The sequence below is a fragment of the Streptomyces sp. NPDC059989 genome (assembly GCF_042736975.1).
Lineage (GTDB): Bacteria > Actinomycetota > Actinomycetes > Streptomycetales > Streptomycetaceae > Streptomyces.
On sequence record NZ_JBHWUO010000015.1, the window covers coordinates 36,216 to 59,557 of the forward strand.

At 71.7% G+C, this 23,342-nt stretch carries 20 protein-coding genes; 6 read left to right on the top strand and 14 right to left on the bottom strand.

The annotated features are described in order from the left end of the window. Positions 1-50 precede the first annotated feature (50 nt). On the bottom strand, positions 51-2,573 hold the full coding sequence (gene pcrA, locus ACFWBN_RS15670; RefSeq protein ID WP_385176699.1) for a DNA helicase PcrA: 2,523 nt from the start codon (positions 2,571-2,573) through the stop codon (positions 51-53). Positions 2,574-2,736: 163 nt separating this feature from the next. Next, on the bottom strand, positions 2,737-3,045 hold the full coding sequence (locus ACFWBN_RS15675) for an ArsR/SmtB family transcription factor (protein WP_385176702.1): 309 nt from the start codon (positions 3,043-3,045) through the stop codon (positions 2,737-2,739). A 123-nt stretch (positions 3,046-3,168) separates the two neighbouring features. On the opposite strand from ACFWBN_RS15675, the gene ACFWBN_RS15680 reads away from it, so the two are divergent. From ACFWBN_RS15680 to ACFWBN_RS15690, 3 genes are all read left to right on the top strand, one after another. Next, entirely contained in the window at positions 3,169-4,083 is a 915-nt protein-coding gene (locus tag ACFWBN_RS15680) for an alpha/beta fold hydrolase (protein WP_385176705.1), read from the top strand. Positions 4,084-4,174: 91 nt separating this feature from the next. Continuing rightward, positions 4,175-4,528, top strand: a complete 354-nt coding sequence (locus tag ACFWBN_RS15685) for a hypothetical protein (protein ID WP_385176707.1) — start codon at positions 4,175-4,177, stop codon at positions 4,526-4,528. Positions 4,529-4,656: 128 nt separating this feature from the next. Continuing rightward, positions 4,657-5,712 carry an NlpC/P60 family protein gene (locus ACFWBN_RS15690; protein WP_385176710.1) on the top strand — a complete coding sequence of 352 codons (1,056 nt, stop codon included), beginning with the start codon at positions 4,657-4,659 and terminating at the stop codon, positions 5,710-5,712. On the opposite strand, the gene ACFWBN_RS15695 is transcribed toward ACFWBN_RS15690, so the two are convergent. From ACFWBN_RS15695 to ACFWBN_RS15715, 5 genes are all read right to left on the bottom strand, one after another. Continuing rightward, complete coding sequence (locus ACFWBN_RS15695) at positions 5,607-6,413, bottom strand: hypothetical protein (protein ID WP_385176714.1); 807 nt, start codon at positions 6,411-6,413, stop codon at positions 5,607-5,609. The genes ACFWBN_RS15690 and ACFWBN_RS15695 overlap by 106 nt on opposite strands. Before the next feature lies 1 nt (position 6,414). Continuing rightward, positions 6,415-7,626 carry a hypothetical protein gene (locus ACFWBN_RS15700; RefSeq protein ID WP_385176717.1) on the bottom strand — a complete coding sequence of 404 codons (1,212 nt, stop codon included), beginning with the start codon at positions 7,624-7,626 and terminating at the stop codon, positions 6,415-6,417. A gap of 334 nt (positions 7,627-7,960) precedes the next feature. After that, complete coding sequence (locus tag ACFWBN_RS15705; protein ID WP_385176720.1) at positions 7,961-9,073, bottom strand: alpha/beta hydrolase; 1,113 nt, start codon at positions 9,071-9,073, stop codon at positions 7,961-7,963. A gap of 83 nt (positions 9,074-9,156) precedes the next feature. Further along, positions 9,157-9,858, bottom strand: coding sequence for a LuxR C-terminal-related transcriptional regulator (locus ACFWBN_RS15710; RefSeq protein ID WP_385176723.1), 702 nt, complete (start codon positions 9,856-9,858; stop codon positions 9,157-9,159). Then, positions 9,855-11,150 (bottom strand): PspC domain-containing protein, encoded by a 1,296-nt coding sequence (locus tag ACFWBN_RS15715; protein ID WP_385176726.1) that lies wholly within the window; start codon positions 11,148-11,150, stop codon positions 9,855-9,857. The genes ACFWBN_RS15710 and ACFWBN_RS15715 overlap by 4 nt, the downstream gene beginning before the upstream one ends. 131 nt (positions 11,151-11,281) lie before the next feature. Here ACFWBN_RS15715 and ACFWBN_RS15720 point away from each other — a divergent pair, with 131 nt between their 5' ends. Further along, positions 11,282-12,565: a PspC domain-containing protein gene (locus ACFWBN_RS15720; RefSeq protein WP_385176729.1), complete on the top strand. Its 1,284-nt coding sequence runs from the start codon at positions 11,282-11,284 to the stop codon at positions 12,563-12,565. Continuing rightward, the gene (locus tag ACFWBN_RS15725) at positions 12,552-12,776 is read left to right on the top strand and encodes a hypothetical protein (protein ID WP_385176732.1); all 225 of its coding nucleotides are present in this window, start codon (positions 12,552-12,554) and stop codon (positions 12,774-12,776) included. The genes ACFWBN_RS15720 and ACFWBN_RS15725 overlap by 14 nt, the downstream gene beginning before the upstream one ends. Here ACFWBN_RS15725 and ACFWBN_RS15730 read toward each other — a convergent pair. The 4 genes from ACFWBN_RS15730 to guaA form a co-directional block, all read right to left on the bottom strand. Then, entirely contained in the window at positions 12,722-13,234 is a 513-nt protein-coding gene (locus tag ACFWBN_RS15730) for a DoxX family protein (protein WP_385176735.1), read from the bottom strand. The two genes, ACFWBN_RS15725 and ACFWBN_RS15730, sit on opposite strands and share 55 nt — an antisense overlap. A gap of 18 nt (positions 13,235-13,252) precedes the next feature. Next, the gene (locus ACFWBN_RS15735; protein ID WP_385176738.1) at positions 13,253-14,509 is read right to left on the bottom strand and encodes a hypothetical protein; all 1,257 of its coding nucleotides are present in this window, start codon (positions 14,507-14,509) and stop codon (positions 13,253-13,255) included. Positions 14,510-14,603: 94 nt separating this feature from the next. Further along, positions 14,604-15,422 (bottom strand): class II aldolase/adducin family protein, encoded by an 819-nt coding sequence (locus ACFWBN_RS15740; RefSeq protein WP_385176741.1) that lies wholly within the window; start codon positions 15,420-15,422, stop codon positions 14,604-14,606. An 87-nt stretch (positions 15,423-15,509) separates the two neighbouring features. Then, positions 15,510-17,102 carry a glutamine-hydrolyzing GMP synthase gene (guaA, locus tag ACFWBN_RS15745; RefSeq protein WP_385176744.1) on the bottom strand — a complete coding sequence of 531 codons (1,593 nt, stop codon included), beginning with the start codon at positions 17,100-17,102 and terminating at the stop codon, positions 15,510-15,512. Positions 17,103-17,415: 313 nt separating this feature from the next. Between guaA and ACFWBN_RS15750 the strand changes: the two genes are divergently transcribed. Continuing rightward, the gene (locus ACFWBN_RS15750; RefSeq protein ID WP_385176747.1) at positions 17,416-17,679 is read left to right on the top strand and encodes a chorismate mutase; all 264 of its coding nucleotides are present in this window, start codon (positions 17,416-17,418) and stop codon (positions 17,677-17,679) included. Between the two features lie 437 nt (positions 17,680-18,116). Here the strand turns inward: ACFWBN_RS15750 and ACFWBN_RS15755 are convergent, their stop codons facing one another. The 3 genes from ACFWBN_RS15755 to ACFWBN_RS15765 form a co-directional block, all read right to left on the bottom strand. Continuing rightward, on the bottom strand, positions 18,117-19,916 hold the full coding sequence (locus ACFWBN_RS15755) for a GMC family oxidoreductase N-terminal domain-containing protein (protein ID WP_385176750.1): 1,800 nt from the start codon (positions 19,914-19,916) through the stop codon (positions 18,117-18,119). A gap of 28 nt (positions 19,917-19,944) precedes the next feature. Then, positions 19,945-21,573, bottom strand: coding sequence for a succinic semialdehyde dehydrogenase (locus tag ACFWBN_RS15760; RefSeq protein WP_385176753.1), 1,629 nt, complete (start codon positions 21,571-21,573; stop codon positions 19,945-19,947). A gap of 103 nt (positions 21,574-21,676) precedes the next feature. Further along, positions 21,677-23,326, bottom strand: a complete 1,650-nt coding sequence (locus ACFWBN_RS15765; protein ID WP_385176757.1) for a serine/threonine-protein kinase — start codon at positions 23,324-23,326, stop codon at positions 21,677-21,679. Positions 23,327-23,342 lie beyond the last annotated feature (16 nt).

Sequence of the window (23,342 nt, forward strand, 5' to 3'; positions counted from 1 at the left end):
TCCCGCTACAGCTACAGCTCTCGCGGGAGCGCCGCTTCCGACGGCTCCCGCTACAGCTTCTGGACCGGCGCGTAGCGCAGGAGCAGCCGCTTCGGCTTGTCGTCCCCGAAGTCGACGGTGGCCTGCGCGTCGGCGCCCGCCCCCTTGACCTCCATGACGGTGCCGAGCCCGAACTGGTCGTGCGTGACCCGGTCCCCGACCGCCAGGGCGATCACCGGCTTGTCGGCGGCCCGGCGCGTCGCGAAGCCGGACGGGCCCGACTTCGTACGCGACGAGGACAGGAACGCCTCGGGCGAGGTGCCGAACGCGGTCTTGCCGCCGCCCGAGCCCGAAGACCCGTAGCCGGAGCTCCGCATCGGACCGGCCGGCTTCTGGGCCGCGCCCGTGCGCTTCCACTGCAGGTACTGGTCCGGGATCTCCTCCAGGAACCGCGACGGCGGGTTGTACGAGGGCGTGCCCCAGGCGCTGCGCATCGAGGAGCGGGTCAGGTAGAGCCGCTCGCGCGCACGCGTGATGCCGACGTAGGCGAGGCGGCGCTCCTCCTCGAGCTCCTTGGTCTGGCCCAGCGCCCGCATGTGCGGGAAGACCCCGTCCTCCATGCCGGTCAGGAAGACCACCGGGAACTCCAGGCCCTTGGCGGTGTGCAGGGTCATCAGCGTGATGACGCCGGTGCCCTCGGTGTCCTCGTCCGGGATCTGGTCCGAGTCGGCGACGAGGGCGACCTGCTCCAGGAACTCGGCGAGGGTGCCGGAGCCGGGAGCCGGGGCGCCCGTCTCGGCCGCCTCGACGGCCGCCGCCTCCCGGGCCTGCTCGAACTCCAGGGCCACGGCGGCGAGTTCCTGGAGGTTCTCGATGCGCGTCTCGTCCTGCGGATCGGTCGAGGCCTGGAGCTCGGCGAGGTAGCCGGTGCGCTCCAGCACGGCTTCCAGGACCACCGCCGGGCCCGCGCCCGATTCGACGATCGTGCGCAGCTCCTCCATCAGCACGTTGAACCGCTTCACCGCGTTCGTCGAGCGCGCGGCCATGCCGAAGGCCTCGTCCACGCGCCGCAGCGCCTGCGGGAAGGTGATCTTCTCGCGCATCGCGAGGGCGTCGATCATCGCCTCGGCGCGCTCGCCGATGCCGCGCTTGGGCGTGTTCAGGATCCGGCGGAGCGGGACGTTGTCCTCCGGGTTCGCGAGGACGCGCAGGTACGCGAGGACGTCGCGGACCTCCTTGCGCTCGTAGAAGCGGACGCCGCCGACGACCTTGTAGGGCAGTCCGACGCGGATGAAGATCTCCTCGAACACACGCGACTGGGCGTTGGTGCGGTAGAAGATCGCGACGTCGCCCGCCTTGGCGTCGCCCGCGTCCGTCAGCCGGTCGATCTCGTCGGCGACGAACTGCGCCTCGTCGTGCTCGGTGTCCGCGACGTAGCCGGTGATGACGGCGCCGGTGCCGGCCTCGGTCCACAGGTTCTTGGCACGGCGGTTCTCGTTGCGCTCGATGACCGCGTTGGCCGCGGACAGGATCGTCTGCGTGGAGCGGTAGTTCTGCTCCAGCAGGATCGTCGTCGCGTCCTTGTAGTCCTCCTCGAACTGGAGGATGTTGCGGATGGTCGCGCCGCGGAAGGCGTAGATCGACTGGTCGGCGTCACCGACCACGCACAGCTCGGCCGGGGGCAGGTCCGGGTAGCCGGTGCCGACCAGCTCGCGCACCAGCGTGTACTGGGCGTGGTTGGTGTCCTGGTACTCGTCCACCAGGACGTGCCGGAAGCGGCGCCGGTAGTGCTCGGCGACGTCCGGGAAGGCCTGGAGCAGGTGGACGGTGGTCATGATGATGTCGTCGAAGTCGAGCGCGTTGGCCTCGCGCAGCCGCCCCTGGTACATGGCGTACGCCTGCGCCAGGGTCTTCTCGAATCCGTCGGCGGCCTGGTCGGCGAAGGCTTCCTCGTCGATCAGCTCGTTCTTGAGGTTCGAGATCTTGGCGTTGAAGGCCTTGGGCGGGAACTTCTTCGGGTCCAGGTCCAGGTCGCGGCAGACGAGCGCCATCAGGCGCTTCGAGTCGGCGGCGTCGTAGATCGAGAACGAGGACGTGAAGCCGAGCCGCTTGGACTCGCGGCGCAGGATACGGACGCACGCGCTGTGGAAGGTGGAGACCCACATGGCGTTGGCGCGCGGGCCGACCAGGCTCTCGACGCGCTCCTTCATCTCGCCGGCGGCCTTGTTGGTGAAGGTGATCGCCAGGATCTGGCCGGGGTGGACGTTGCGCGCGGACAGCAGGTGTCCGATGCGGTGGGTCAGCACCCGGGTCTTGCCGGAGCCTGCGCCGGCCACGATGAGCAGCGGCGAGCCCGCGTGCACCACGGCCGCGCGCTGCTGCTCGTTCAGCCCGTCGAGGAGCGTCGCCGGGTCGATGACGGGCCGCGGGGCGCCGTCCCGGTAGTACGCGTCCCCGGACATGGGCACGTCGAACCGGCCGCCGAAGAGATCGTCCGCGCCCGGCTCCGGGGCGGCGTGATCCTCGGGCGGCGGAGGGACCTCGTCGGAGGGGGTGAGGTCCGTCAGGAAACTGTCGTCAAAGAGGCTGCTCATCGCATTCCGAGTCTAGGGGGCGGGACCGACAGCCGGTCCCTCCCCCGGAAAATCGGCGCAGACGGCCACCCGGGCCAAGCCTTGCTCCCGTCGCGCCGCGACGGGTGCGCCGTACGGGCGGAGCCCGAGGGCTGCCGTTGGTCCGGGGCGGGATCACGGGACCCTAGGCGTCGCCGAGCACCAGCTCCAGCAGGCCCGGGAAGCGCAGCTCCAGGTCGTCGCGGCGCAGGGCCAGGTAGAGCTTGCGGCCCTGGGGGCGCTGGCAGATCACTCCGCTCTCGCGCAGCGTCTTGAGGTGGTGCGTGACGCTCGACCTGGGCATCTCCGGCACCACCTCACCGCAGAACGCCTCCTCGCCGGAGGCCAGCTTGCGGACGATCTCCAGCCGGACGGGATGTCCGAGCGCCGCCAGGACCTCGACCAGTTCGAGGCGGTCGGCGGCGGGGTGGGTGAGCTCAGCAGCGGCAGCCATGGATCCAACTGTACGCAGATCTCGTACGGATCTTGCCAGACCGTACGAAGATCTCGTACAGTTCCGATCGACCGTACGAGATCTTCGTACGGTTGATCGGTCGCTTCCACGTGAGGACACCCCATGCCCGACACCCTGCTCGACGACGCCCCGCTGACCGCCCCGCTCGACGACGCCTCCCTGGCCGCCTCCCTCGAAGGCGGCTTCACCAGCCACCACGCCGAGGTCAACGGCACCCGCCTGCACTACGTGGAAGGGGGCAGCGGCGAGCCCCTCGTCCTCCTCGGCGGCTGGCCGCAGACCTGGTGGCAGTGGAACAAGGTCATGCCCGCCCTCGCCCGCCGCTACCGGGTGATCGCCGTGGACCTGCGCGGCATGGGCGGCTCCGCCAAGCCCGAGGGGGGCTACGACAAGAAGACGATGGCCGCCGACCTCCGGGCCCTGCTCACCCACCTCGGCCTGGAGCGCGCCCACATCGCGGGCCACGACATCGGCGCGATGGTCGCCTACTCCTTCGCCGCCAACCACCCCGAGGCCACCGGCCGCATCGCCCTCCTCGACGTCTCGCACCCCGAGGAGTCCTGGACCCGGATGCCGCTCATCCCGCAGCCCCCGATGCGCCACCTGTGGTGGTTCGCCTTCAACCAGGTGCACGGCCTCCCCGAGCAGCTGCTCGCCGGCCGCTACCACCTCCTGCTGGACTGGCTGTTCGGCGCGATGCTCGCCGACCCCGCCGCCATCGACGCCCACGCGCGCGCCGTGTACGCCCGCGCGTACGACTCCCCGGACGCGATCCGGGCCGGCAACGGCTGGTACCGCACCTTCACCCAGGACATCGCCGACCTCGCCGACTACGCGCCCGTGACGGTCCCGCTGCTCGCGCTCGGCGGGGACCGCAGCAACTACCAGCGCATGGTCGACGAGGTCCCGGCGCTCGGCACCGACACCCGGATCGTCCGCGTCGACGACAGCGGCCACTACCTCCCGGAGGAGCAGCCCGAGGTCGTCACGGCGGAACTGACGCGCTTCTTCGGCTGATTCCCCGACCGGGACGGGCTACGGCGGCAGCGTCGCCGTATTCGCCCGCCTGACCGAATTCCGCGGAGGGCCACCCCGTACGCTCGACGCCATGACCGTCCTCATCAACGCCTTCGTCGGCCTCCACATCATCGGCATCGCCTCGCTCCTCGGCGGCTTCCTGACCCAGATGAAGGCGATGAGCGCGGGCACCGCCCGCTTCGTGCCCGCCATGCTGCACGGCGCGCTCACCATGCTCGTGACCGGCGTGCTCCTCGTCGGCTTCCGCGAGATGGACGGCTCTCCCGTCAACAACATCAAGATCGGCGTGAAGCTCGCGATCCTCTTCGTGATCCTCGCCCTCGTCTACGTCAAGCGCGACGAGGAGCGGGTGGAGAAGGCCCTGTTCGGGGCGGTCGGCGGACTGACCGTGGTCAATATCTTCATCGCCGTCCTCTGGCACTGATCCGCTTCGGTCCCGGGCGGCCATCCCCGGTCGCATCAGGCCACTTACGATCATCCCGTCATCTGCCCGTTACCTCCGGGTCTAGCGTCCTCCTCCAAGCACCGAGAGAGGAAGGACGTGAGGCCCTCGTGGCCAGTCATCGAAAGCCCAGGCAGCGCCCGCTCGCAGGCGGCACCGTACGGACCGCCGCCACCACCCTCGCCCTCGCGGGCGCTGCCACCGCGACCGCCTTCGAAGGCACCTCCCAGGCCGACCCCCGCATGACTCCCTCGCAGGTCGAGTCGGAAGTGGACCGGCTCTACGAGGAGGCCGAGGCCGCGACCGAGCGGTACAACGGGGCGAAGCAGAAGGCCGACGAGGCCGAGCGGGCGCTGGCGGGCCTGCGCGACGAGACCGCCCGCAAGACCGACCAGCTCAACACCGCTCGCAAAGCCCTCGGTTCGCTGGCCGCCACCCAGTACCGCAGCGGCGGGAGCCTCGGCACCGCCGTCACCCTCGCGACCGCCACCGATCCGCAGGAGTACCTCTCCCAGGCCTCCTTCATCACCCGCGCCGGGGACCGCAACGCCGCGGGCATCAGCACCGTGCGGCGCCGGCTCGACGAGGTCGGGAAGCTGCGGGAGCAGGCTGCCGGACGGCTCGCCGACCTCCGCTCGCGGCGGGACGAACTGGCCGAGCGCAAGGCCGAGATCGAGGGCAAGCTCACCACCGCGAAGCGGCTGCTGGCCCGGCTCACCGCCGAGGAGCGTGCCGCGTACGAGGCCCGGTCGGCCGGAACCGGAACCGGAGCCGCCCCCGCCGCCCCGCAGTCCGCGCCGCAGCCCCCGGCGGACGGCTCCCGCGCCGCCCGCGCCGTGGCCTTCGCGCACAGCGCGATCGGGAAGCCGTACGTCTGGGGCGCCACGGGCCCGGGGTCCTTCGACTGCTCCGGCCTGACCCAGGCGGCCTGGCGCGCGGCCGGGGTCTCGCTCCCCCGCACCACCTACACCCAGATCAACGCCGGCCGGCGGGTCTCCCGCGACCAGCTGGCCCCCGGCGACCTGGTGTTCTTCTACTCCGGCGTCACCCACGTCGGGCTCTACGTCGGCGGCGGCCAGATGATCCACGCCCCGCGCCCGGGCTCGACGGTCCGCGTGGCCCCGGTGGACTCGATGCCCTGGGCCGGCGCCGCCCGCCCCGCGTAGTCACTCGCCGCGGAACTGCTGCACTGCAGGCCCCAGTGATCGCATTCCTGCGGATCCTTCCCGTTACCGCTACACGCGTGCGCCAGCCAGATGACCAGAAGTCCGATGATCACCAGGATCCCGGCGGAGATCAATCCGCGCCGGTGCCCCGGCGGGGAGGGTGCGCGCCCCGGCGAGGAAGGTCCGGTCGGGGTCGGCGCGTACTCGGGCCGCGGCGGAACGGGGCTTCGGGCGAGATCCGATCGCAGAGGGAACGCCCGCCCGGATTCGATCCTGAAGCCCTCCTCGTCGCCGAGGAACCGCCGGTAGACGGGGAGCGCCGTCTCGCGGCAGGCATTCAGATCCTCCGGATCCGGTGCGGTGACCTGGCCCTCGCAGACGAATCCGTACATCAAGTCGAGCGGGCGGCCGAACTCGTCCCGCGGCGCCTGGTCCACGGGGGCGTCTCCCGGCTCCGCGACGTCGGCCGCGGTGACCTGATGCGTCGTGTGCACGACCGTCAGAGGACGTCCGGCCCCCGTGACCACCGGCACGACCTTCACCTGCTCCGCCGCCATGCCCCGCGCCACGTGATCGTCGAGGACTCCGTAGTCGGCTTCGGCGACGAGGAAGTCGGGCGCGAGCAGCGTCCGGTAGCCGCGGTAGCGCCCGCGAGCGACGAGGAACGGCCAGCCCTGCAGGCCGCGTGAGGGGCCGTCCATGTCAGGACAACCTGGAGTGCGGCAACTGGTCTTCCAGAACAGCTACTTTCCGGCGCATGTCTTCGAGGACCCGGCGCCGCGCGTCGCAGAACTGTTGATGGTTCTGCTCGGCCTGGCTCAGGTTCTGGCCGAGACGCCCCTGCCACTCCGTGCGCTCGTCGCTCGTGGAGTCGAGGAACATGCTCAACACGGCGTTCCCCGTCAGTACGGCCATCGAAGGACCGAATGCGGCGAGCATGGCCTTGCCGGCCGTCTGGCCGGCGAAGATGACCAGGGAGGCGACCGCCTCCATCGGGGCGAGTTGGCTGCGTTTGCGTGCCTCGGCGTAGAAGGCCGCACGGGCGTCCTCGCCGAGTCGGCGCTCCACTTGGTCGAACAGGTCGGGAACGACGGCCGACAACGGAACGTCGACACGGGTGGGATGTATTTTCCCCTCGGGTATTTTGACGATCCTCCCGGTGGAGTCGACGGTCGCGAACCCAGGGCCCACCGCGCTGACGGGAATGAGGCGGACGGCCCGAGCAGTGCTGTGGATCTTCACCAACGATCGGAAGTGATCGTTCGAGGTCAGCAGGTCCTGCACGAGTTCCAGGCGGACCTTCTCATCGGGGTGCAGATCGGCGAGCAGGTCCCACTTGGTGATGACGAAGCTGATGGGACATTCCGCCTCGATCATGATCGGCACCAGGGCGTTCAGGGTCTGCTCGAGACGGACCTGCCCCTGGGGGGCACCGTCCAGGTGCTGCCGGACGTGGTTGCCGTCGATGATTCCGATCATCGCGTCGGCCTGCCGGATGTCGTCGTACAGCTCCGCCTGCACCGTGGATCCGGGCGCCTGGGGCTCCGTCAGGAGTTCCCCCGCGTATTCCAGGTACTTCAGATGGAGCATGGGCCGCGGCCGAACGCCGACGGCGACCTGGCTCTTCACCGTGAAGGTGAAGTTCCGCGTCTCCCCCTTGGCCGTTCCGGGTGGCCAGCCGGCTTCCGTCGCCGTATCCGCCATCTGGCTGTACCACTGATTGAGTTGCAGCACGTCGTCCGGCGGGGCCTTGAGGAAGTAGCTCTGACCCGCCGTCGACTTGAGCCGGTGGTACATGCTGGCCAGCAGCAGCGTCTTGCCCGAGCCCTGCAGCCCCAGGGCCACGACCTGGAAGGTCGGAGTTTCCTCCTCGATTTCCAGCCGGCCCGGGTCGGGCTTCTTGCGGGTGACCACTCTGTAAGCGATGAGGAGCAGGACCACAGCGACGATCACTATGACGATACCCATGGCTCTCCGTCCCGGCGGCCGGACACACGGCCACCGCGTCAACGGGAAGTGGGACCGCCGGGCGCACGTGAAGAGCCTGGGGTTGAGGAGGGGAGAGTGGCAGGGACAGCGCCCGAAGGCCTCGTGATCCCCATGCTTCACGTCCCCAAGGAGCACCGCTCTCCTCTTCCATCGTCCCCGCTCACCGCTGCCCCGGCCACTCGGACGGCCAGGACGGCCAGGGCGGGCACGGCATGCACGGCGGGCACGGCGGGCACGGCGGGCACGGCGGGCACGGCCGCTACGGCGCCTTGACCGTCTTGCTCAGCCAGTCGAAGGTCTGCGGCAGCTGCTTCGACCACGAGTCGAGGTTGTGGCCGCCGGTCACCTTCTCCGCGTGCACGGTGGTCGGGCTCTGCGCGATCGCCTTGAGGTCCATGCCGGACAGGTAGCCGTCCTGCTCCGCGCCCGACATCCACAGCGAGACCGCCGGCGGGGTGGGCGCGGCCTTGAGCACGGCCTTCAGGTTGTGGCTGACGCGCAACTGCGGGTCCTGCGCGACCAGCGACGAGGGCTCCTGGCCCGGGTCGTTGTAGCCGGACAGGGAGACGGCCGCGCTGTAGCGGTCGGGGTGGGAGATCGCCAGCTTGGCGGCGCAGTACGCGCCGGCCGAGTACCCGGCGACGCCCCAGGTGCGGGAGTCGTCCGACGCCCGGAAGTTGTCGGTGACCATCTTGCGGACGTCGACGCTGAACCAGCTGTCCGCGTTGACCTTGCCCGGGATGTTGGCGCAGCCGGTGTCGGCGTTGCCCAGCAGCATGGCGCGCGGCGAGACCAGGATGAACGGCTTCACCTTGCCGCTCTTCATCAGCGGCTCCAGCACCTCGTGCGCCTTGACCCCCTGGAACCAGGACTTGCCCGTTCCGGGTATGCCCGGGATCAGCTCGACCACCGGGAACTTCTTGTCCTTGAAGGCGGGGTCGTCGTACTGCGGCGGCAGCCACACCATGACGTCGCCCTTGACCCCGGAGATCTTCCCGTCGAGCTCGGTCTTCTGGACCCGGCCGCCGAGCCCTTCGACCGGCTGGAACGACTGCTTCACCTTCGGCTCGGACTTGACCTCCGAGGCCTTCTTCCCGCCGAGCCCGTCCGGGCCGAGGTCGGGGGCGGCGGTGACGTACTTGCCGGTGCCGAACAGGTCCCCCCACGAGGCGTAGAAGTTCATGTCCCGGTTGACCGCGACGAACACCAGCGCGATGGCGGTGACCTGCGCGAAGACCACCATCAGGCTGCGGGTCGCGACGCGCACGACGGCGGGGCCGCGCACCTTGCTCCACACGGCCAGCGGCAGGACGACGGCGACCGCGGCCAGCAGGGCCACGGTCGCGAAGAGGGGGGTCCCCGTCAGGCTCATCACGCCACCCAAGAGGGCGGCGCGACACCGTCCGGTTGCCCTTCCCCCCTGCGTCGTGGATCACACCCCTGCCTGCCGGGGGGTCACACCAGACGGCGCGCCGTGGCCCAGCGGGTCAGCTCGTGCCGGTTGGAGAGCTGGAGCTTCCTGAGGACCGCCGAGACGTGCGATTCGACGGTCTTCACCGAGATGAAGAGCTGCTTGGCGATCTCCTTGTACGCGTACCCGCGCGCGATCAGCCGCAGCACCTCGCGCTCGCGCTGCGTGAGGCGGTCCAGGTCCTCGTCGACCGGCGGCGCGTCCGTCGAGGCGAAGGCGTCGAGGACGAAGCCGGCCAGCCGCGGCGAGAAGACCGCGTCCCCGTCCTGCACCCGGAAGACCGAGTCCACCAGGTCGGTGCCGGTGATGGTCTTGGTGACGTAGCCGCGCGCGCCGCCCCGGATGACCCCGATGACGTCCTCGGCGGCGTCCGACACCGACAGGGCCAGGAACCGTACGGGGTTCTCGGCCGCCGCCATCAGCGGGGCGCAGCGGCGCAGCACCTCGACCCCGCCGCCGCCGGGCAGGTGCACGTCGAGCAGGACCACCTCGGGCCGGGTGGCGGTGATGACGGTGACGGCCTGGTCCACGTCGGCGGCCTCGCCGACGACCTCGACGCCGGTGCGCCCGGTGTCGCCGATCTCGGCCTGTACGCCGGTCCTGAACATCCGGTGGTCGTCGACGAGCACCACGCGGACGCGCCGGGCCTCGGTCGCGTTCTCGGTCGTACCGGCTTCCTCGGTCATGCTGCGTTCGCCGCCCTCTCCATCTCAAGTTCGACTACCGTGCCGCCGTCGGGCGCGGACCGCAGCTGTGCGGTCCCGCCGTTGCGCTGCATCCGGCCGATGATCGATTCTCGTACGCCCATGCGGTCGTCCGGTACCGCGTCGATGTCGAAGCCCGGTCCCCGGTCCCGTACGGACACGAACACCGTCTGCCCCTCCACCTCCGCGTAGACCTGCACGGGCCCGCCTTCGCCACCGTACTTGGCGGCGTTGACCATTGCCTCGCGCGCTGCCTGGATCTGGGCCGCCAGCCGGTCGTCGAGCGGGCAGTCGCCGACGAGGACGACCTCGATGGGGACGCCGTGGTGGTCCTCCACCTCGGCGGCGGTCTTCTTCACGGCCTCCGCGAGGGTGGCCGGCTCCTCGGCCTCGTCCTTGCCGGTGCCCTCGGGCTTGTACAGCCAGTTCCGCAGCTCCCGCTCCTGGGCCCGCGCGAGCCGGCGCACCTCTCCGACGTCCTCCGCGTTGCGCTGGATCAGGGTGAGGGTGTGCAGCACGGAGTCGTGGACGTGGGCGGCGACCTCGGCGCGCTCCTGGGCGCGGATGCGCATCAGGCGCTCCTCGGAGAGGTCCTGGGTCATGCGGATCAGCCAGGGTCCGGCGAGCAGGGCGATGCCGACGAGGACGGCGAGGGTGGCGGTCAGGACGTTGCCGAGCTGGGCGGCGGAGCCCCGTACGACGATGAAGACGGTGAGGCCGACGCCGACGAGGGCGACGCCGGCGAGGGCCCGGGCGGCCTGGAGGAGGCGTCCGTGCCGTCCGACGGCCTCGTTCCAGTGGGCGCGGCGGGCGTTGTCGGCCTGCCGCCACACGAGGACCACGCCGGCCCCGACCAGCAGCGTCGGCCACACGTACCGGCCGGAGGCGCCGCCGAGCTGGACCTTGGAGATGAAGATGCCGGCGCCGATGAGCAGCGCGATCAGTGCGGTGATCTGTCCCCGGTCGGGCTTGCGCAGGCGGCGGCTGCCGTCGGCGAGGGTTTCGAGGAAGGAGCGGTGCCCGGTGCGGCCGCCGACTCCCAGCGGTACGAAGACCCAGAACGCGGCGTAGAGCAGGATGCCGAGGCCGTCCCCCCACATGAACAGCAGGAGGAAGGCGATCCGGACCCAGACCACGGGCAGCCCGAGGTGCCCGGCGAGACCGCGCGCGACACCGCCGAGCATCCGGCCGTCGGCGCTGCGGTAGAGCTTGCGCTGCGGCGCTTCTTCGGGTTCCGGTGCGAGGGGGGTGCGGGGGGCGGCTACGGACGGCATGCCATTGATGGTCACACGCCGCCGGGTGGCCGGGCATCAGGGCATCCCCCCAGTTCTGTCGGGGGGATATCAGGGTTGCGCCAGGGTCGGGCCCGGTGCCGCGGGCCGCGGCGGCCCGTCACCATGGACCCATGACCGAAGTACACGAAGCCCCGCCGGGGGCCCCTTCCCCGCCGGACGCCCGTCCGCCCCTGCGCCGCAGCAAGCGCGACAAGCTCCTCGCGGGCGTGTGCGGGGGCCTGGGCCGGTACTTCGGCCTGGACCCGGTGGTCTTCCGGATCGTCCTCGGCGTCCTCGCGGTCACCGGCGGCGTCGGCCTGATCTTCTACGGCTTCGCGTGGCTGCTGCTGCCCCAGGAGGGCGAGGACGACAGCGAGGCGAAGAAGATGCTGACCGGCCGGATCGAGGGCGCCACCCTCGCGGCCGTGTTCGCCGCCCTGGTGGGCTGCGCGCTGTTCCTGTCGATGCTCGACAACGGCGGCCTCACGGTCTTCTCGGTCCTGGTCATCCTGGCGCTGGGCGGGGCCGCGCACTGGTCGCAGCGGCGCCGGCACACCCGCCCGCCCGAGGCGGAGGACCCGGCCGCGCACTCCCCCGCGCCGCCGGAGACGAAGGCTCCGCCCGCCCCCGGCGGCCCGTCCTGGTGGCGGGACCCGCTGGTCAAGGACGGCACCACAGGCCCGGTCGGCGCCACGGGCTACCTGTGGGGCCCGGACGACGACGCCGAGTCGGTGCAGGCTCCGGCCGAGGCCGCGCGGAAGCCCGCCGCCCCGGCCGGCCCGCGCGGCGGGATCGGCGGCCGGGTCTTCGTCCTGGCCCTGCTCGCCGGGGCCGGCTCCACCGCCGCCGTGTGGGAGGGCAGCACCCTCAGCCACGCGCTGCAGATCGGGTTCGCCTCGGCCCTGGCCGTGTTCGGCCTGGGCCTCGCGGTCAGCTCGGTGAAGGGCCGTACGGGCTTCGGCACCGTGCTGCTGGCGCTGGTGACCGCCGGCCTGCTGGCGGGGGCCTCGGTGCTGCCCCGGGAGATCGGCACGGACTGGCGGGAAGTGGAGTGGCGGCCGGCCGCGGTGGCCGACGTACGGCCCGTCTACGACGCGGGCACCGGGCTCGCCACCTTGGACCTGAGCCGCCTGGACGTACCGAAGGGCACGACCGTGTCGGTCCGCGCCTCCCTCGAGGCGGGGCGGCTGAAGGTGGTCGTGCCCCGCGAGGTGACGGCCGTGGCCGACGTCTCGGTCCGGCTGGGCGACATCCACCTGCCCGGGGAGACGGGACAGGACGTGCGGATCCGCACCGGCGGCGAGCACCAGGAGGCGACGCTGCCGCCCGCCGCCGGCACCGAGGCCGGCGGAACGATCGAGCTGCACCTCAACGCGGGTGTGGGACAGGTGGAGGTGGCCCGTGCGGCGTCATGAGTTCCAGCCGGGACGGCTCATCGCGGGGCTGGTCCTGATCACAGCGGGCGTGCTCTACCTGCTCGACGCGACCGGCCGGACCGATCTGCCGTGGTTCCTGGTCATCCCGCTGACCGTGGGCGGGCTCTGCCTCGCCGCCCTGACGGGGATGGTCACCTACGCCCTGCGGCGGGACCGGCGCGACCGGATCAGCGAGTCCAGGGACGGGTAGCCGGCCCCGGCCAGGATCAGCGGGGTCCACGCCATCAGGTAGATCAGGTCGTTGCCGTAGTAGTACGGGGTCACCGCCCAGGACACGGTGAGCCAGAGGCTGAGCGAGATCAGCGCTCCGCCGAGGGCCGCGACCCGGGTCAGCAGGCCGGCCAGGGCGCCGAGGCCGACCAGGATCTCCCCGATGGCCAGCATCACGGCGAAGCCGACGGGGGCCTTGAGCGCCAGGTCCACCAGGGCCGGGATCGCGGAGGTGTCGCGCACCCCGCGCATCAGGTCGCCGATGGAGCCCTCGCCGGCGGCGGAGAGGAACGCGGAGTCGGTCAGCTTGTCGAGACCCGCGTACACGAAGGTCACGCCGAGGAAGATCCGCAGCGGCAGCAGGGCGTAGCGGACCGCCTGCTCCTTGATCGAGGAGTCGCTCAACCGGGGGACGTCATGAACGTCGGTTCGAGTCACGCGTCATGTGTACCCCCATCACTCGGCCACGTCGATGGTGCAGCGGTTGGATTCCACTCCTGCGGCGGTCACCACCTGGATCTCGATGCGGCCCGGTTCCACTTCCGCCGGCACCGGCACCGTCAGCACCGTGTCCGAGGGGTTGGTGAACCCGCCGGCCACCGGCACCAGCGGCACGTGCACGTGCACCGCCCCGATCCGCACGACCAGCCGGGCCAGCATCTCCGGCGTCTGCGCCCCGGGCGGCACGAAGCCCACCCCCCGGATCTCGATGTCGTCCCCGGGGCGGACGGCCGCGTCCAGATCCCCTGGCTCCCGTCTGCGCACCACCGACAGCACGAGCGGGCGGGTGCCCTCCGCGTACTTGGCGGCCAGGTACACCGCGGCCGACAGCGCCACCAGCAGGGCCAGCGCCCACGGCAGCTGCGGGAGCCGCTCCGGGAAGCGGGCCAGCGACACCCCCGCGTAGGCCAGCACCACCGTGGAGACCAGCACGTACTGGGCGTCCGGGAAGCTCCCGCGCCCCGCGTCGTCCGTGAGCAGGTCCACCCCGCGCGGCCGGTCGGCCGGCAGCTTCTGCAGCCGCTGGCCCATGATCCGCACGGAGACCACCCGGCGCACCAGCACGGCCACCACCGAGGTCAGCCCGACCACCGCCAGCAGCGGCAGCGCCCGGTCCAGCGCGAGCCCCGCGTACAGCGCCTGCCGCTCCGGCCCGGGCGCCGAGGCCGCCAGCCGCAGCGCGGGCAGCAGCGCGGCGAAAGCCGTCAGCACCACCCAGGCGCTCGGCACCGCCTTCGAGGTGGACAGCCGGTTGTCCTCGCCGACCACCGGGGCCAGCAGCCCGCCGCGCACCGACTGGGCGCGGGCCGCGACCGTGAGCAGCCCGGCCAGCACCAGGGCCGCCAGCAGCCCTGCGGTCCGGGCCGTGGACCAGCCGGTGCCGAGCGCGGTGCCCACCTGGACGAGCAGCAGCACGCCGGCGGCGATCCACACGGCGAGGACGGCCCGCCGGGAGAACAGGTACAGCCAGGAGTTCCCGGCCTCCCGGCCCCGGTCGGCAACGGTACGGGCCGACAGGGTCAGTTCGTCGGACACCCACTGGCGGGACGCCCCCAGCGAGTGGGCCACGGCGGCCGGCACGCCCTGCCCCGAGGCGAACTCGTCGCGCTTCTCCAGGAACGCGACGACGGCGCGGCGGTGCCCCTCACGTGCGCACTCCTCGCAGGTGCAGGCGGCGGTATGGGTACTTCGGGAGATCTCTTGGACAGCCACGTACGTGCCGCCTCTCTGAACTACGGTGCAATGCCAGCGAATTGTGCACCACTGCGGCAGTGTTCCGGATTGCGCACGATGTCAGAGCAGGTGATTAACCGTTCATGATGTTGACGCCACCGGCTGCGTCACCCTGTTGGCGCAGGGGCTGGTAGCTCACCCAGGCCGCCAGATCGGACCCGAACCGCTCGCGGGTCGCGACCGCGCCGCGGTGGTCGATGGGCACCGGCTTCCCGGCCGCCCGCGCGATCAGCTGCACCTGGGCGGCACGCTCGGCCTCGATGAACCACCAGGCCGCCGCGTCCACGGAATCCCCGACCGTCAGCAGCCCGCGGTTGCGCAGGATCAGCGCCTTGTACGGGCCCAGCGCGCGGGCGATCCGCGCGGCGTCCTCGACCCCCGCGAACTCGTCCAGCAGCGCGTGGTCCTCGTAGAAGGCGCAGGCCTCCTGGGTGATCGGGGCCAGCAGCTCGCCCAGGCACGCGAGGGCGCGGCCGTACGGGCCCTGCGCGCGGACGACGGCCACCACCTCGGGGCGCGCCCGGTGGACCGCCGCGTGCACGGCGAAGGCCAGTTCGTTGACCCGGCGCTCCCCCTCGACCACCCGCCCGTCCCCGTCGACCAGCAGCAGGTCGTCGGGGCCGAGGCCGCCGAAAGCCCGCCCGAAGGGGTTCACCCAGTAGCAGTCCTCGAACTCGGGGTCCCGCGCGGTGACCTGCCCGCCCACCCCGTCCCCGTAGCCCAGCCGCCCCAGCAGCCGCAGCGCTTCGGCGAGCCGTGCCTTGCGGTGCTCGCGCGCCGCTTCGACGGTGTCGTGCACGGGCGGCATCTCGAAGCCGAGCCGCTCCACGGGGACGGGTACGGGCTGATCCGGCATGTGGGCCCTCCTTCTACGGCGCGGGTCGCGGCGCAAGGTACCCGCGCCCCTGCCAAGTGGCCAGAGAAACGGCGAAGCCGCCGCTCCGGCGGGAGCGGCGGCTTCGTCACGTACGGGTGGGGACTACTCCCACTCGATGGTGCCCGGGGGCTTGCTCGTGCAGTCCAGGACCACGCGGTTCACGTCCGGCACCTCGTTGGTGATGCGGGTGGAGATCCGCGCGAGCACCTCGTAGGGCATGCGCGTCCAGTCCGCGGTCATCGCGTCCTCGGAGGAGACGGGGCGCAGCACGATCGGGTGGCCGTAGGTGCGGCCGTCGCCCTGGACGCCGACGCTGCGGACGTCCGCGAGCAGCACGACCGGGCACTGCCAGATCTCGCGGTCCAGGCCGGCCGCGGTGAGCTCGTGGCGGGCGATGGCGTCGGCCTCGCGCAGCAGGTCCAGGCGCTCCTTGGTGACCTCGCCGACGATGCGGATGCCGAGGCCGGGGCCGGGGAAGGGCTGGCGCTGGACGATCTCGTCGGGCAGGCCGAGCTCCTGGCCGACCATCCGGACCTCGTCCTTGAACAGCTGGCGCAGCGGCTCGACGAGCTCGAACTCGATGTCGTCGGGGAGGCCGCCCACGTTGTGGTGGGACTTGATGTTGGCGGTGCCGGTGCCGCCGCCGGACTCGACGACGTCCGGGTAGAGGGTGCCCTGGACGAGGAAGGCGACCGCGGGGCCGTCCTCCTGCAGGATCTCCAGCTGGGCCTGCTCGAAGACGCGGATGAACTCGCGGCCGATGATCTTGCGCTTGGTCTCCGGGTCGGAGACGCCGGCCAGCGCGTTCAGGAAGCGCTCCTGGGCGTCGACGACCTTCAGCTGCACGCCGGTGGCGGCGACGAAGTCCTTCTCGACCTGCTCGGTCTCGCCCTTGCGCATCAGGCCGTGGTCGACGTACACGCAGGTCAGCTGCGAGCCGATGGCCTTCTGGACGAGGGCCGCGGCGACCGCGGAGTCCACGCCGCCGGAGAGGCCGCAGATGGCGCGCTTGTCGCCGACCTGCTCGCGGATGGCCGCGATCTGCTCCTCGACGATGTTGCCGGTGGTCCAGGTGGGGGCGAGGCCCGCGCCGCGGTAGAGGAAGTGCTCCATGATCTGCTGGCCGTGCGTGGAGTGCATCACCTCGGGGTGGTACTGCACGCCGTACAGCTTCTTCGCGTCGTTCTCGAAGGCCGCGACCGGGACGACGTTCGTCGACGCGGTGACGGCGAAGCCCTCGGGGGCGGCGGAGCAGGCGTCGCCGTGGGACATCCACACCGACTGGTGCTCGGGGGTGCCCTCGAAGAGGGTGGAGCCGGCCTTGGAGACGGCCAGCGGGGTGCGGCCGTACTCACGGGCGCCGGTGTTGTCGACCTGGCCGCCGAGGGTGGTCGCCATCAGCTGGAAGCCGTAGCACATGCCGAAGACGGGGACGCCGGCCTCGAAGAGGGCGCGGGCGTCGTCCAGGCGCGGGGCGCCCTCCTCGTACACGGAGGACGGGCCGCCGGAGAGGATGATCGCCTTGGGGTCCTTGGCCAGCATCTCGGCCACCGGCATCGTGCTGGGGACGATCTCGCTGTAGACCCGTGCCTCGCGGACGCGGCGGGCGATGAGCTGGGCGTACTGGGCGCCGAAGTCGACGACGAGAACCGTGTCCGGGGCGCTGTCGTGGGCGGCGGAGGGTGCTTCTGGCACGGGGCGGCCTTCCGGCGGAAGAGGTGGCTGTTTTGTCGATTCTAACGGGGGACCCACAGCGCTCTTCGTCTCACCATCCGAACCGGCTTGGCCCGAAGCGGGACGGAAGGCAATAATCCCCTTCATGCGCAAGCAGCTGAGCTTCCTCTTTACCTATGGCACCGGCCGGTCCGGTCGCCATGGGTCATCGTGATGCTCGCCTGAGCCACTGACTTCCCAGAGCGCCCCGGTCCGACAGGACCGGGGCGCTCTTGCGTTTCCGCTCCTGCCGGCACAGGTCGCACCCGCCCCGCCCAGCCACAGGAGAACCGACATGACCACGATCGCCACCACCCCCGAGCAGCTGATCGCCGACTCCCGCGACCGCATCGACGCCCTCGACGACCGGATCATCGGCCTGATCCAGGAGCGGATGGCCGTCTCGACCGTCATCCAGGAGGCCCGGATCTCCTCGGGCGGCCGCCGGGTGCACCTCTCGCGGGAGATGGAGGTGCTCTCCCACTGGAGCGACGCCCTCGGCAAGCCCGGAACCTCCCTGGCCATGACCCTGCTGGAGCTGTGCCGCGGCCGCGTCTGAGCCCCGTGAGCGGGTGTTCGTCACTCGTCCGGACCGTGACCGCCCCAGGTGCCCTTCGTTGGTGAGGGTGTCCGTGCCAGCCAGGTGCGGGACCGCAACACCACGCGTGGCTCCGCAGGAGCGATGAGACGTGCGCCCCGTGGAGCGTGCGTCGTGGGACCTCGCTCCTTCGTGTGACCGGACGGCAGGGGACAGCAGCCCGGTCACCCCATAAAGAACGGCCGGCCCAGGGGACGCCCCGGGCCGGCCGTTCGGCGTTCCCGGCCGCCGCTCCCCGCCGCCCTTCGCCGCCCCCACTCCCCGCCGCCGTTCACCGTGTGAGCGAGACCACAGAGCGGTCTCCGTGGTTCCGGTACAACCTTCCGCAGCGATCGCCTGTCACTCATGTACCGCGGTGGGTACCGCGCTCGGAGGGGGAGTGCGGTACCGACCCCGGCTCATCCAGCCGGATCCGGAGTCCTCGGCGGGATGTCCGGGACTGCCAGGAACGGCAGCCTCAGCGCGCCGAAGGCCTCCTTCGGGACGGCCGGACTGGCCGGTTCCACCGCCGCGAGGCGTGCGTAGGCCACGCCCTGCTCGGGCCGCGGGTCCTCTTCGCCGTGGTTCGGCCAGTACGACATCGCCCGCTCCGCCTGCGCCGTGATCGTCAGCGACGGGTTGACCCCGAGGTTCGCGGAGACGGCCGCGCCGTCCACCACCGAGATGCCCGGGTACCCGTAGAGCCGGTGGTACGGGTCCACCACGCCCTCCTCGGGCGAGGCGCCGATCGGGCAGCCGCCGAGGAAGTGCGCGGTCAGCGGGGTGCCCATCAGCTCGCCGATGTTGCTGCCCGGGAATCCGTTGATCTCCTCGGCCAGCAGGGTCGCGGCCTGCGTGGCCTCGGCGATCTGCACCGGGTTGGGAGCGCCGTGGCCCTGGCGGGCGGTGAGCAGGCCCTTCCCGATGCCGCCGGGCTTCCGGTAGGTGGTCAGGGAGTTGTCCAGGGACTGCATGACCAGGCCGATGATGGTCCGCTCCGACCAGCGCCGGTTGGAGAGGGACCGCGCCAGCTGGACCGGGTGCCGGGCGGTGCGGGCGAACCAGGCGCGGACCCGGTGCTTGGCGTAGGGCACCTGCAGGACGGTCATGAACCCCATGGCGTTGGAGCCCTTGCCGTAGCGGACGGGCTCGATGTGGGTGTCGGCGTTGGGGTGCACGGACGAGGTGATCGCCACGCCGCGGGTGAAATCGGCGCGCTGCTCCTTGCCGGGGCCTGCGCCGTGCCGCCTGCGGTAGCGGCGGTCGTCGGTCTGGGCGCCGACCAGGCCCTCCGAGTTGGTCCGGGTCAGATCGCCGAGCCGGTCGGAGATCCTCGGGAGCTCGCCGCGGTCCTTCATCGTGTGCAGCAGGGTCTGGGTGCCGTACGTGCCCGCCGCGACGACCACGTACCGGGCGCGCAGCACCTTGGCCTTGCCCCGGCGCCGGCCGTCGGTGGGGACGGTACGGACGCGGTAGCCGCCCTCGGGGTGCTCGGAGAGGGCCGTGACCGTGGTCATGGGGTGGATGACGGCGCCCGCGCGCTCGGCGAGGTGCAGGTAGTTCTCGTTCAGGGTGTTCTTCGCGCCGTGCCGGCAGCCGGTCATGCACTCGCCGCACTCGGTGCAGGCCTTGCGGGCGGGGCCGACGCCGCCGAAGTACGGGTCGGCGACCTCGTCCCCGGGCCGGACCTTCGCCCGGCCCTCGGCATCGTCGCCGTCCCCGAAGAAGACGCCGACCGGGGCCATGTGGAAGGAGTCCGCCACGCCCATCTTCTCGGCGGCCGCCTTGAGGTGGACGTCGGAGGGGGTCATCGTCGGGTTGAGGCGTACGCCGAGCATCCGCTTGGCCTGGTCGTAGTACGGGGCGAGTTCCTCGCGCCAGTCGGTGATGGACGCCCACTGCCGGTCCTCGAAGAAGGGGGTGGGCGGCACGTAGAGAGTGTTGGCGTAGTTGAGCGAGCCGCCGCCCACGCCGGCGCCCGCGAGCACCATCACGTTGCCGAGCAGGTGGATCCGCTGGATCCCGTACAGCCCGAGGGCCGGGGCCCACAGGTAGTTGCGCAGGTCCCAGCTGTTCTTCGGCAGGCTCTCGCGGGTGAAGCGGCGCCCTGCCTCCAGGACGCCGACCCGGTAGCCCTTCTCGGTCAGGCGCAGCGCCGAGACCGATCCCCCGAAGCCCGATCCGATGACGATGACGTCGTAGTCGTACGACTCAGACACGGTGTTGCCCCTTAGCGGAGTCGGAGGATCAACGGAGTCGCAGCGCCTTCATGACCTGGAGGCTGCGGGTCATGAACGCCGCGTACTTCTCGTCGTCCATGCCCAGCGAGGGCGCCATCGGGAGCAGTCGCTGGTGGGCGACGGTCTGGGCCTCGGTGTACTTGAGGATGCCCTCGGAGCCGTGGCGGCGGCCGAGGCCGGAGTCCTTCATGCCGCCCATGGGGGCCTGGGCGCTGCCGTAGGCGGGGGCGTAGCCCTCGTTGATGTTGACGGTGCCGGTGCGCAGGCGGGCGGCGACGGCGTGGCCGCGGCGGGAGTCCTTGGTCCAGACGCTGGAGTTCAGGCCGTAGGCGGTGGCGTTGGCCTCGGCGATGGCCTGGTCCTCGTCGGTGAAGCGGTAGATGGAGACGACCGGGCCGAAGGTCTCCTCGCCGCACACCGCCATGGGCGCCTCGACGCCGTCGAGGATGGTGGGCTCGTAGAAGAGCGGGCCGATGTCGGGGCGGGCGGTGCCGCCGGCGACGAGGGTGGCGCCCTTGGCGACGGCCTCGTCCACGTGCCGCTGTACGGTCTCCAGCTGGCGTTCGCCGACGAGGGAGCCCATGTCGGCGCCGTAGGCCAGCGAGCTGCCCAGGCGCATGGCCTTGGTGCGGGCGGCGAACCGCTCGACGAACGCGTCGGCGATCGAGGCGTGCACGTAGAGCCGCTCGATGGAGATGCACAGCTGGCCCGCGGAGGAGAAGCAGGCGCGGACGGCGCCCGCGGCGGCCTTCTCGATGTCGGCGTCGTGCAGGACGAGCATGGCGTTCTTGCCGCCGAGTTCGAGGGAGACGCCGACGAGGCGGTCGGCCGCGCCCCGGGCGACCTCGCGGCCGGTGCGGGTGGAGCCGGTGAAGGAGACGTAGTCGGCGTGCCGGACCACCTCGGGGCCGACGACGGGGCCTTCGCCGAGGACGATCTGGAAGACCTCGGCGGGCAGCCCGGCCTCGATCAGCAGGTCGCGGGCCCACAGGGCGGTCAGCGCGGTCTCGGTGTCGGGCTTCATGACCAGCGCGTTGCCGGACACGAAGGCGGGCAGGGCGTCGCCGACCGACAGTTCGAGCGGGTAGTTCCAGGGGGCTATCTGGCCGACGACCCCGCGCGGCTGGCGCAGTTCGGTGACCTTGGTGAGGGTGGGCATGGCGCCCGTGTGGCCCTTGGGGCGCAGGTACGAGGGGGCCTTCCTGCCGTAGTGGCGGGCGGCGACGGCGACCGCCTGGACCTCCTCGTGGGCGTGCAGGCGGGCCTTGCCGGTCTCCAGCTGGATGAGGTCGAGGACCTCGGCCTGCCGGGCGAGGACCAGGTCGTGGAAGCGCAGCAGCACCGCCGCCCGCTTGCGTACGGGGACGGCGGCCCAGGCGGGCTGCGCGGCGCGGGCCCGCTCGAAGGCCTCGGCGACGTCCTCGGGGGTGGCCTCGGGGAGCTCCGCCAGCCGGTCCCCGGTGAAGGGGGTGTGGTTGGCGGTGCGGCCGGAGCCGATCACTCCGCGGGTGAGGCGGGCGACGAGGTCGGGGGTCACCACGTCGGCGGCGGTGCGGGCACCGGCCGGGGCCGGGGCGACCGGGTTGGTGGGTTCCGGTGCGGTGCGGAGGGGGGCCGGGGCCTGCGAGTCCGTCATGGCGGTGAGCGTATTGCGCCCGCGGGCCTTTGGGTACCCGTGGGTAACCGGATTTTGCCATTTCCGCCAGCGATCGCTGGCAGGATGCGTGGAATCCGCCGTCCTACTGCTTCGCGGCGGGCGGCTCCCAGCCGCTGAGCACGATGTCGAACTGCCGGCGGGTCACCTCCCAGTCGGCGGCGGGACCCGACATGTAGATCGCGTACTCGGTGTTGCCCGGGGCGAAGTACATCTGCTCGATGGCCCGGCGCGGTCCGGGGTGGTTCTGCTTCTCGGTCCACGTGAATTCCCACAGCGCGGCCTGGGGTGTGTCGCGGAAGTTGTTCTGCTTCAGCAGCTGCCTCTTGTAGTCCGTCCGCTTCTGCACCTGCTTCTCCAGGTCGAGCACGTGCATGTACGGGTTCTCGAATGCCGGTGTGGGGTCGGCGGCGATCCGGATGAAGTGCTTTCCGTTGTCCGGCGTGTAGTCGATCTGGTCGCCGTCCATCTGGCGCTTCCAGCCGTCCGGGACGAACAGGGTGAAGCCGGTGGGGTCGGTGACCTCGGTCCACCCGGCGGGCGCGGCGAGCGTCTCGTCCTGGTCGCTGTCGCCCTCCTCGCCCGACTTCGCGTCGGGGGAGCTCGCGGACTTGTCGGAGCCGCCGCCCTTGTCCGCGTCGTCGGTGAACTTCAGGACGCCGAACACACCGCCGCCGCCGAGCAGCGCCGCCACCAGGGCGATCACCGCGGCGCGCTTGATCCAGCCGTTCGCCGGGGCGGGGGCGGGGGCGGGTACCGGCACAACGGTTTCCGGGGACTCCGGCAGCGCGGCCGTCCGCCCGGTCTCCGGCGTCGGGGCCGGCTCCTCGGGCTGCTCCTGCGCCGTGGAGAGCTCCTCCGAGGTCACCGCACGCGTGGGTACGTACGCCTGCGCCGCCTTCGGCTCCCGGCCCTCCATCGCCTCCAGCAGCATCCGCTCGGTCTCCGCGGCCGAGGGCCGCTCCTGCGGATCCTTGCGCAGCAGGGCGGTGATGACCGGCCCCAGCGCCCCGGACTGCTTGAGGGCCGGCGGCTCGTCGTTGACCACGGCCTGCAGGCTGGAGATGGGCGAGGTGCGGCGGAACGGCGAGCGGGCCTCGACCGCCGTGTAGAGGGTCGCGCCCAGCGACCAGAGGTCGGAGGCCGTGCCGGGGGTTCCGCCGGTGACCCGCTCGGGGGCCAGGTAGTCGATGGAGCCGACGATCTCACCGGTGCGCGTGATGGACGAGTCGCCCTCGATCGCGGCGATCCCGAAGTCCGTGAGCAGCACCCGGCCGTCCTTGGCGAGCAGCACGTTGCCCGGCTTCACGTCCCGGTGCAGCACGCCGACCGCGTGCGCGGCGCGCAGCGCGCCCAGCACGTGCAGTCCGATCCTGGCCGCCTCGCGGGGCTCGATCCGCCCGGCCGCCTTGGCCGCCTCCGCGAGGGAGGGGCCGTCGATGTACTCCATGACGATCCACGGCCGGTCGTCGTGCTCCAGCACGTCGTGGACGGTGACGACCGCCGGATGCTGGATCCGGGCCGCGGCCCGGGCCTCCTTCTGCGTCCGGGCGTGCATGACGTCCCGGTCGGCCTGGGCCACGTAGAGACCCGCCGTCAGTTCCTTGACGGCGACGGTCCTGTGGAGCAGCTCGTCATGCGCGCGCCACACCTTGCCCATGCCGCCGCGGCCGATCGGCTCGACGAGCCGGTACCGGCCCGCCAGCACGGCGCCCCCACCTGTCTGCTGTTCCACGAAACCCCGCCGCTCT

Excerpts from the sequence above, each read along its gene's own strand:
- ACFWBN_RS15710 (WP_385176723.1), bottom strand. The coding sequence starts at position 9,858 with ATGACCGAGGAAGCCGGTACGACCGAGAACGCGACCGAGGCCCGGCGC.
- pcrA (WP_385176699.1), bottom strand. The coding sequence starts at position 2,573 with ATGAGCAGCCTCTTTGACGACAGTTTCCTGACGGACCTCACCCCCTCC.
- ACFWBN_RS15760 (WP_385176753.1), bottom strand. The coding sequence starts at position 21,573 with ATGACGGACTCGCAGGCCCCGGCCCCCCTCCGCACCGCACCGGAACCC.
- ACFWBN_RS15695 (WP_385176714.1), bottom strand. The coding sequence starts at position 6,413 with ATGGACGGCCCCTCACGCGGCCTGCAGGGCTGGCCGTTCCTCGTCGCT.
- ACFWBN_RS15680 (WP_385176705.1), top strand. The coding sequence starts at position 3,169 with ATGCCCGACACCCTGCTCGACGACGCCCCGCTGACCGCCCCGCTCGAC.
- ACFWBN_RS15675 (WP_385176702.1), bottom strand. The coding sequence starts at position 3,045 with ATGGCTGCCGCTGCTGAGCTCACCCACCCCGCCGCCGACCGCCTCGAA.
- ACFWBN_RS15705 (WP_385176720.1), bottom strand. The coding sequence starts at position 9,073 with ATGAGCCTGACGGGGACCCCCCTCTTCGCGACCGTGGCCCTGCTGGCC.
- ACFWBN_RS15750 (WP_385176747.1), top strand. The coding sequence starts at position 17,416 with ATGACCACGATCGCCACCACCCCCGAGCAGCTGATCGCCGACTCCCGC.
- ACFWBN_RS15720 (WP_385176729.1), top strand. The coding sequence starts at position 11,282 with ATGACCGAAGTACACGAAGCCCCGCCGGGGGCCCCTTCCCCGCCGGAC.
- ACFWBN_RS15685 (WP_385176707.1), top strand. The coding sequence starts at position 4,175 with ATGACCGTCCTCATCAACGCCTTCGTCGGCCTCCACATCATCGGCATC.
- ACFWBN_RS15715 (WP_385176726.1), bottom strand. The coding sequence starts at position 11,150 with ATGCCGTCCGTAGCCGCCCCCCGCACCCCCCTCGCACCGGAACCCGAA.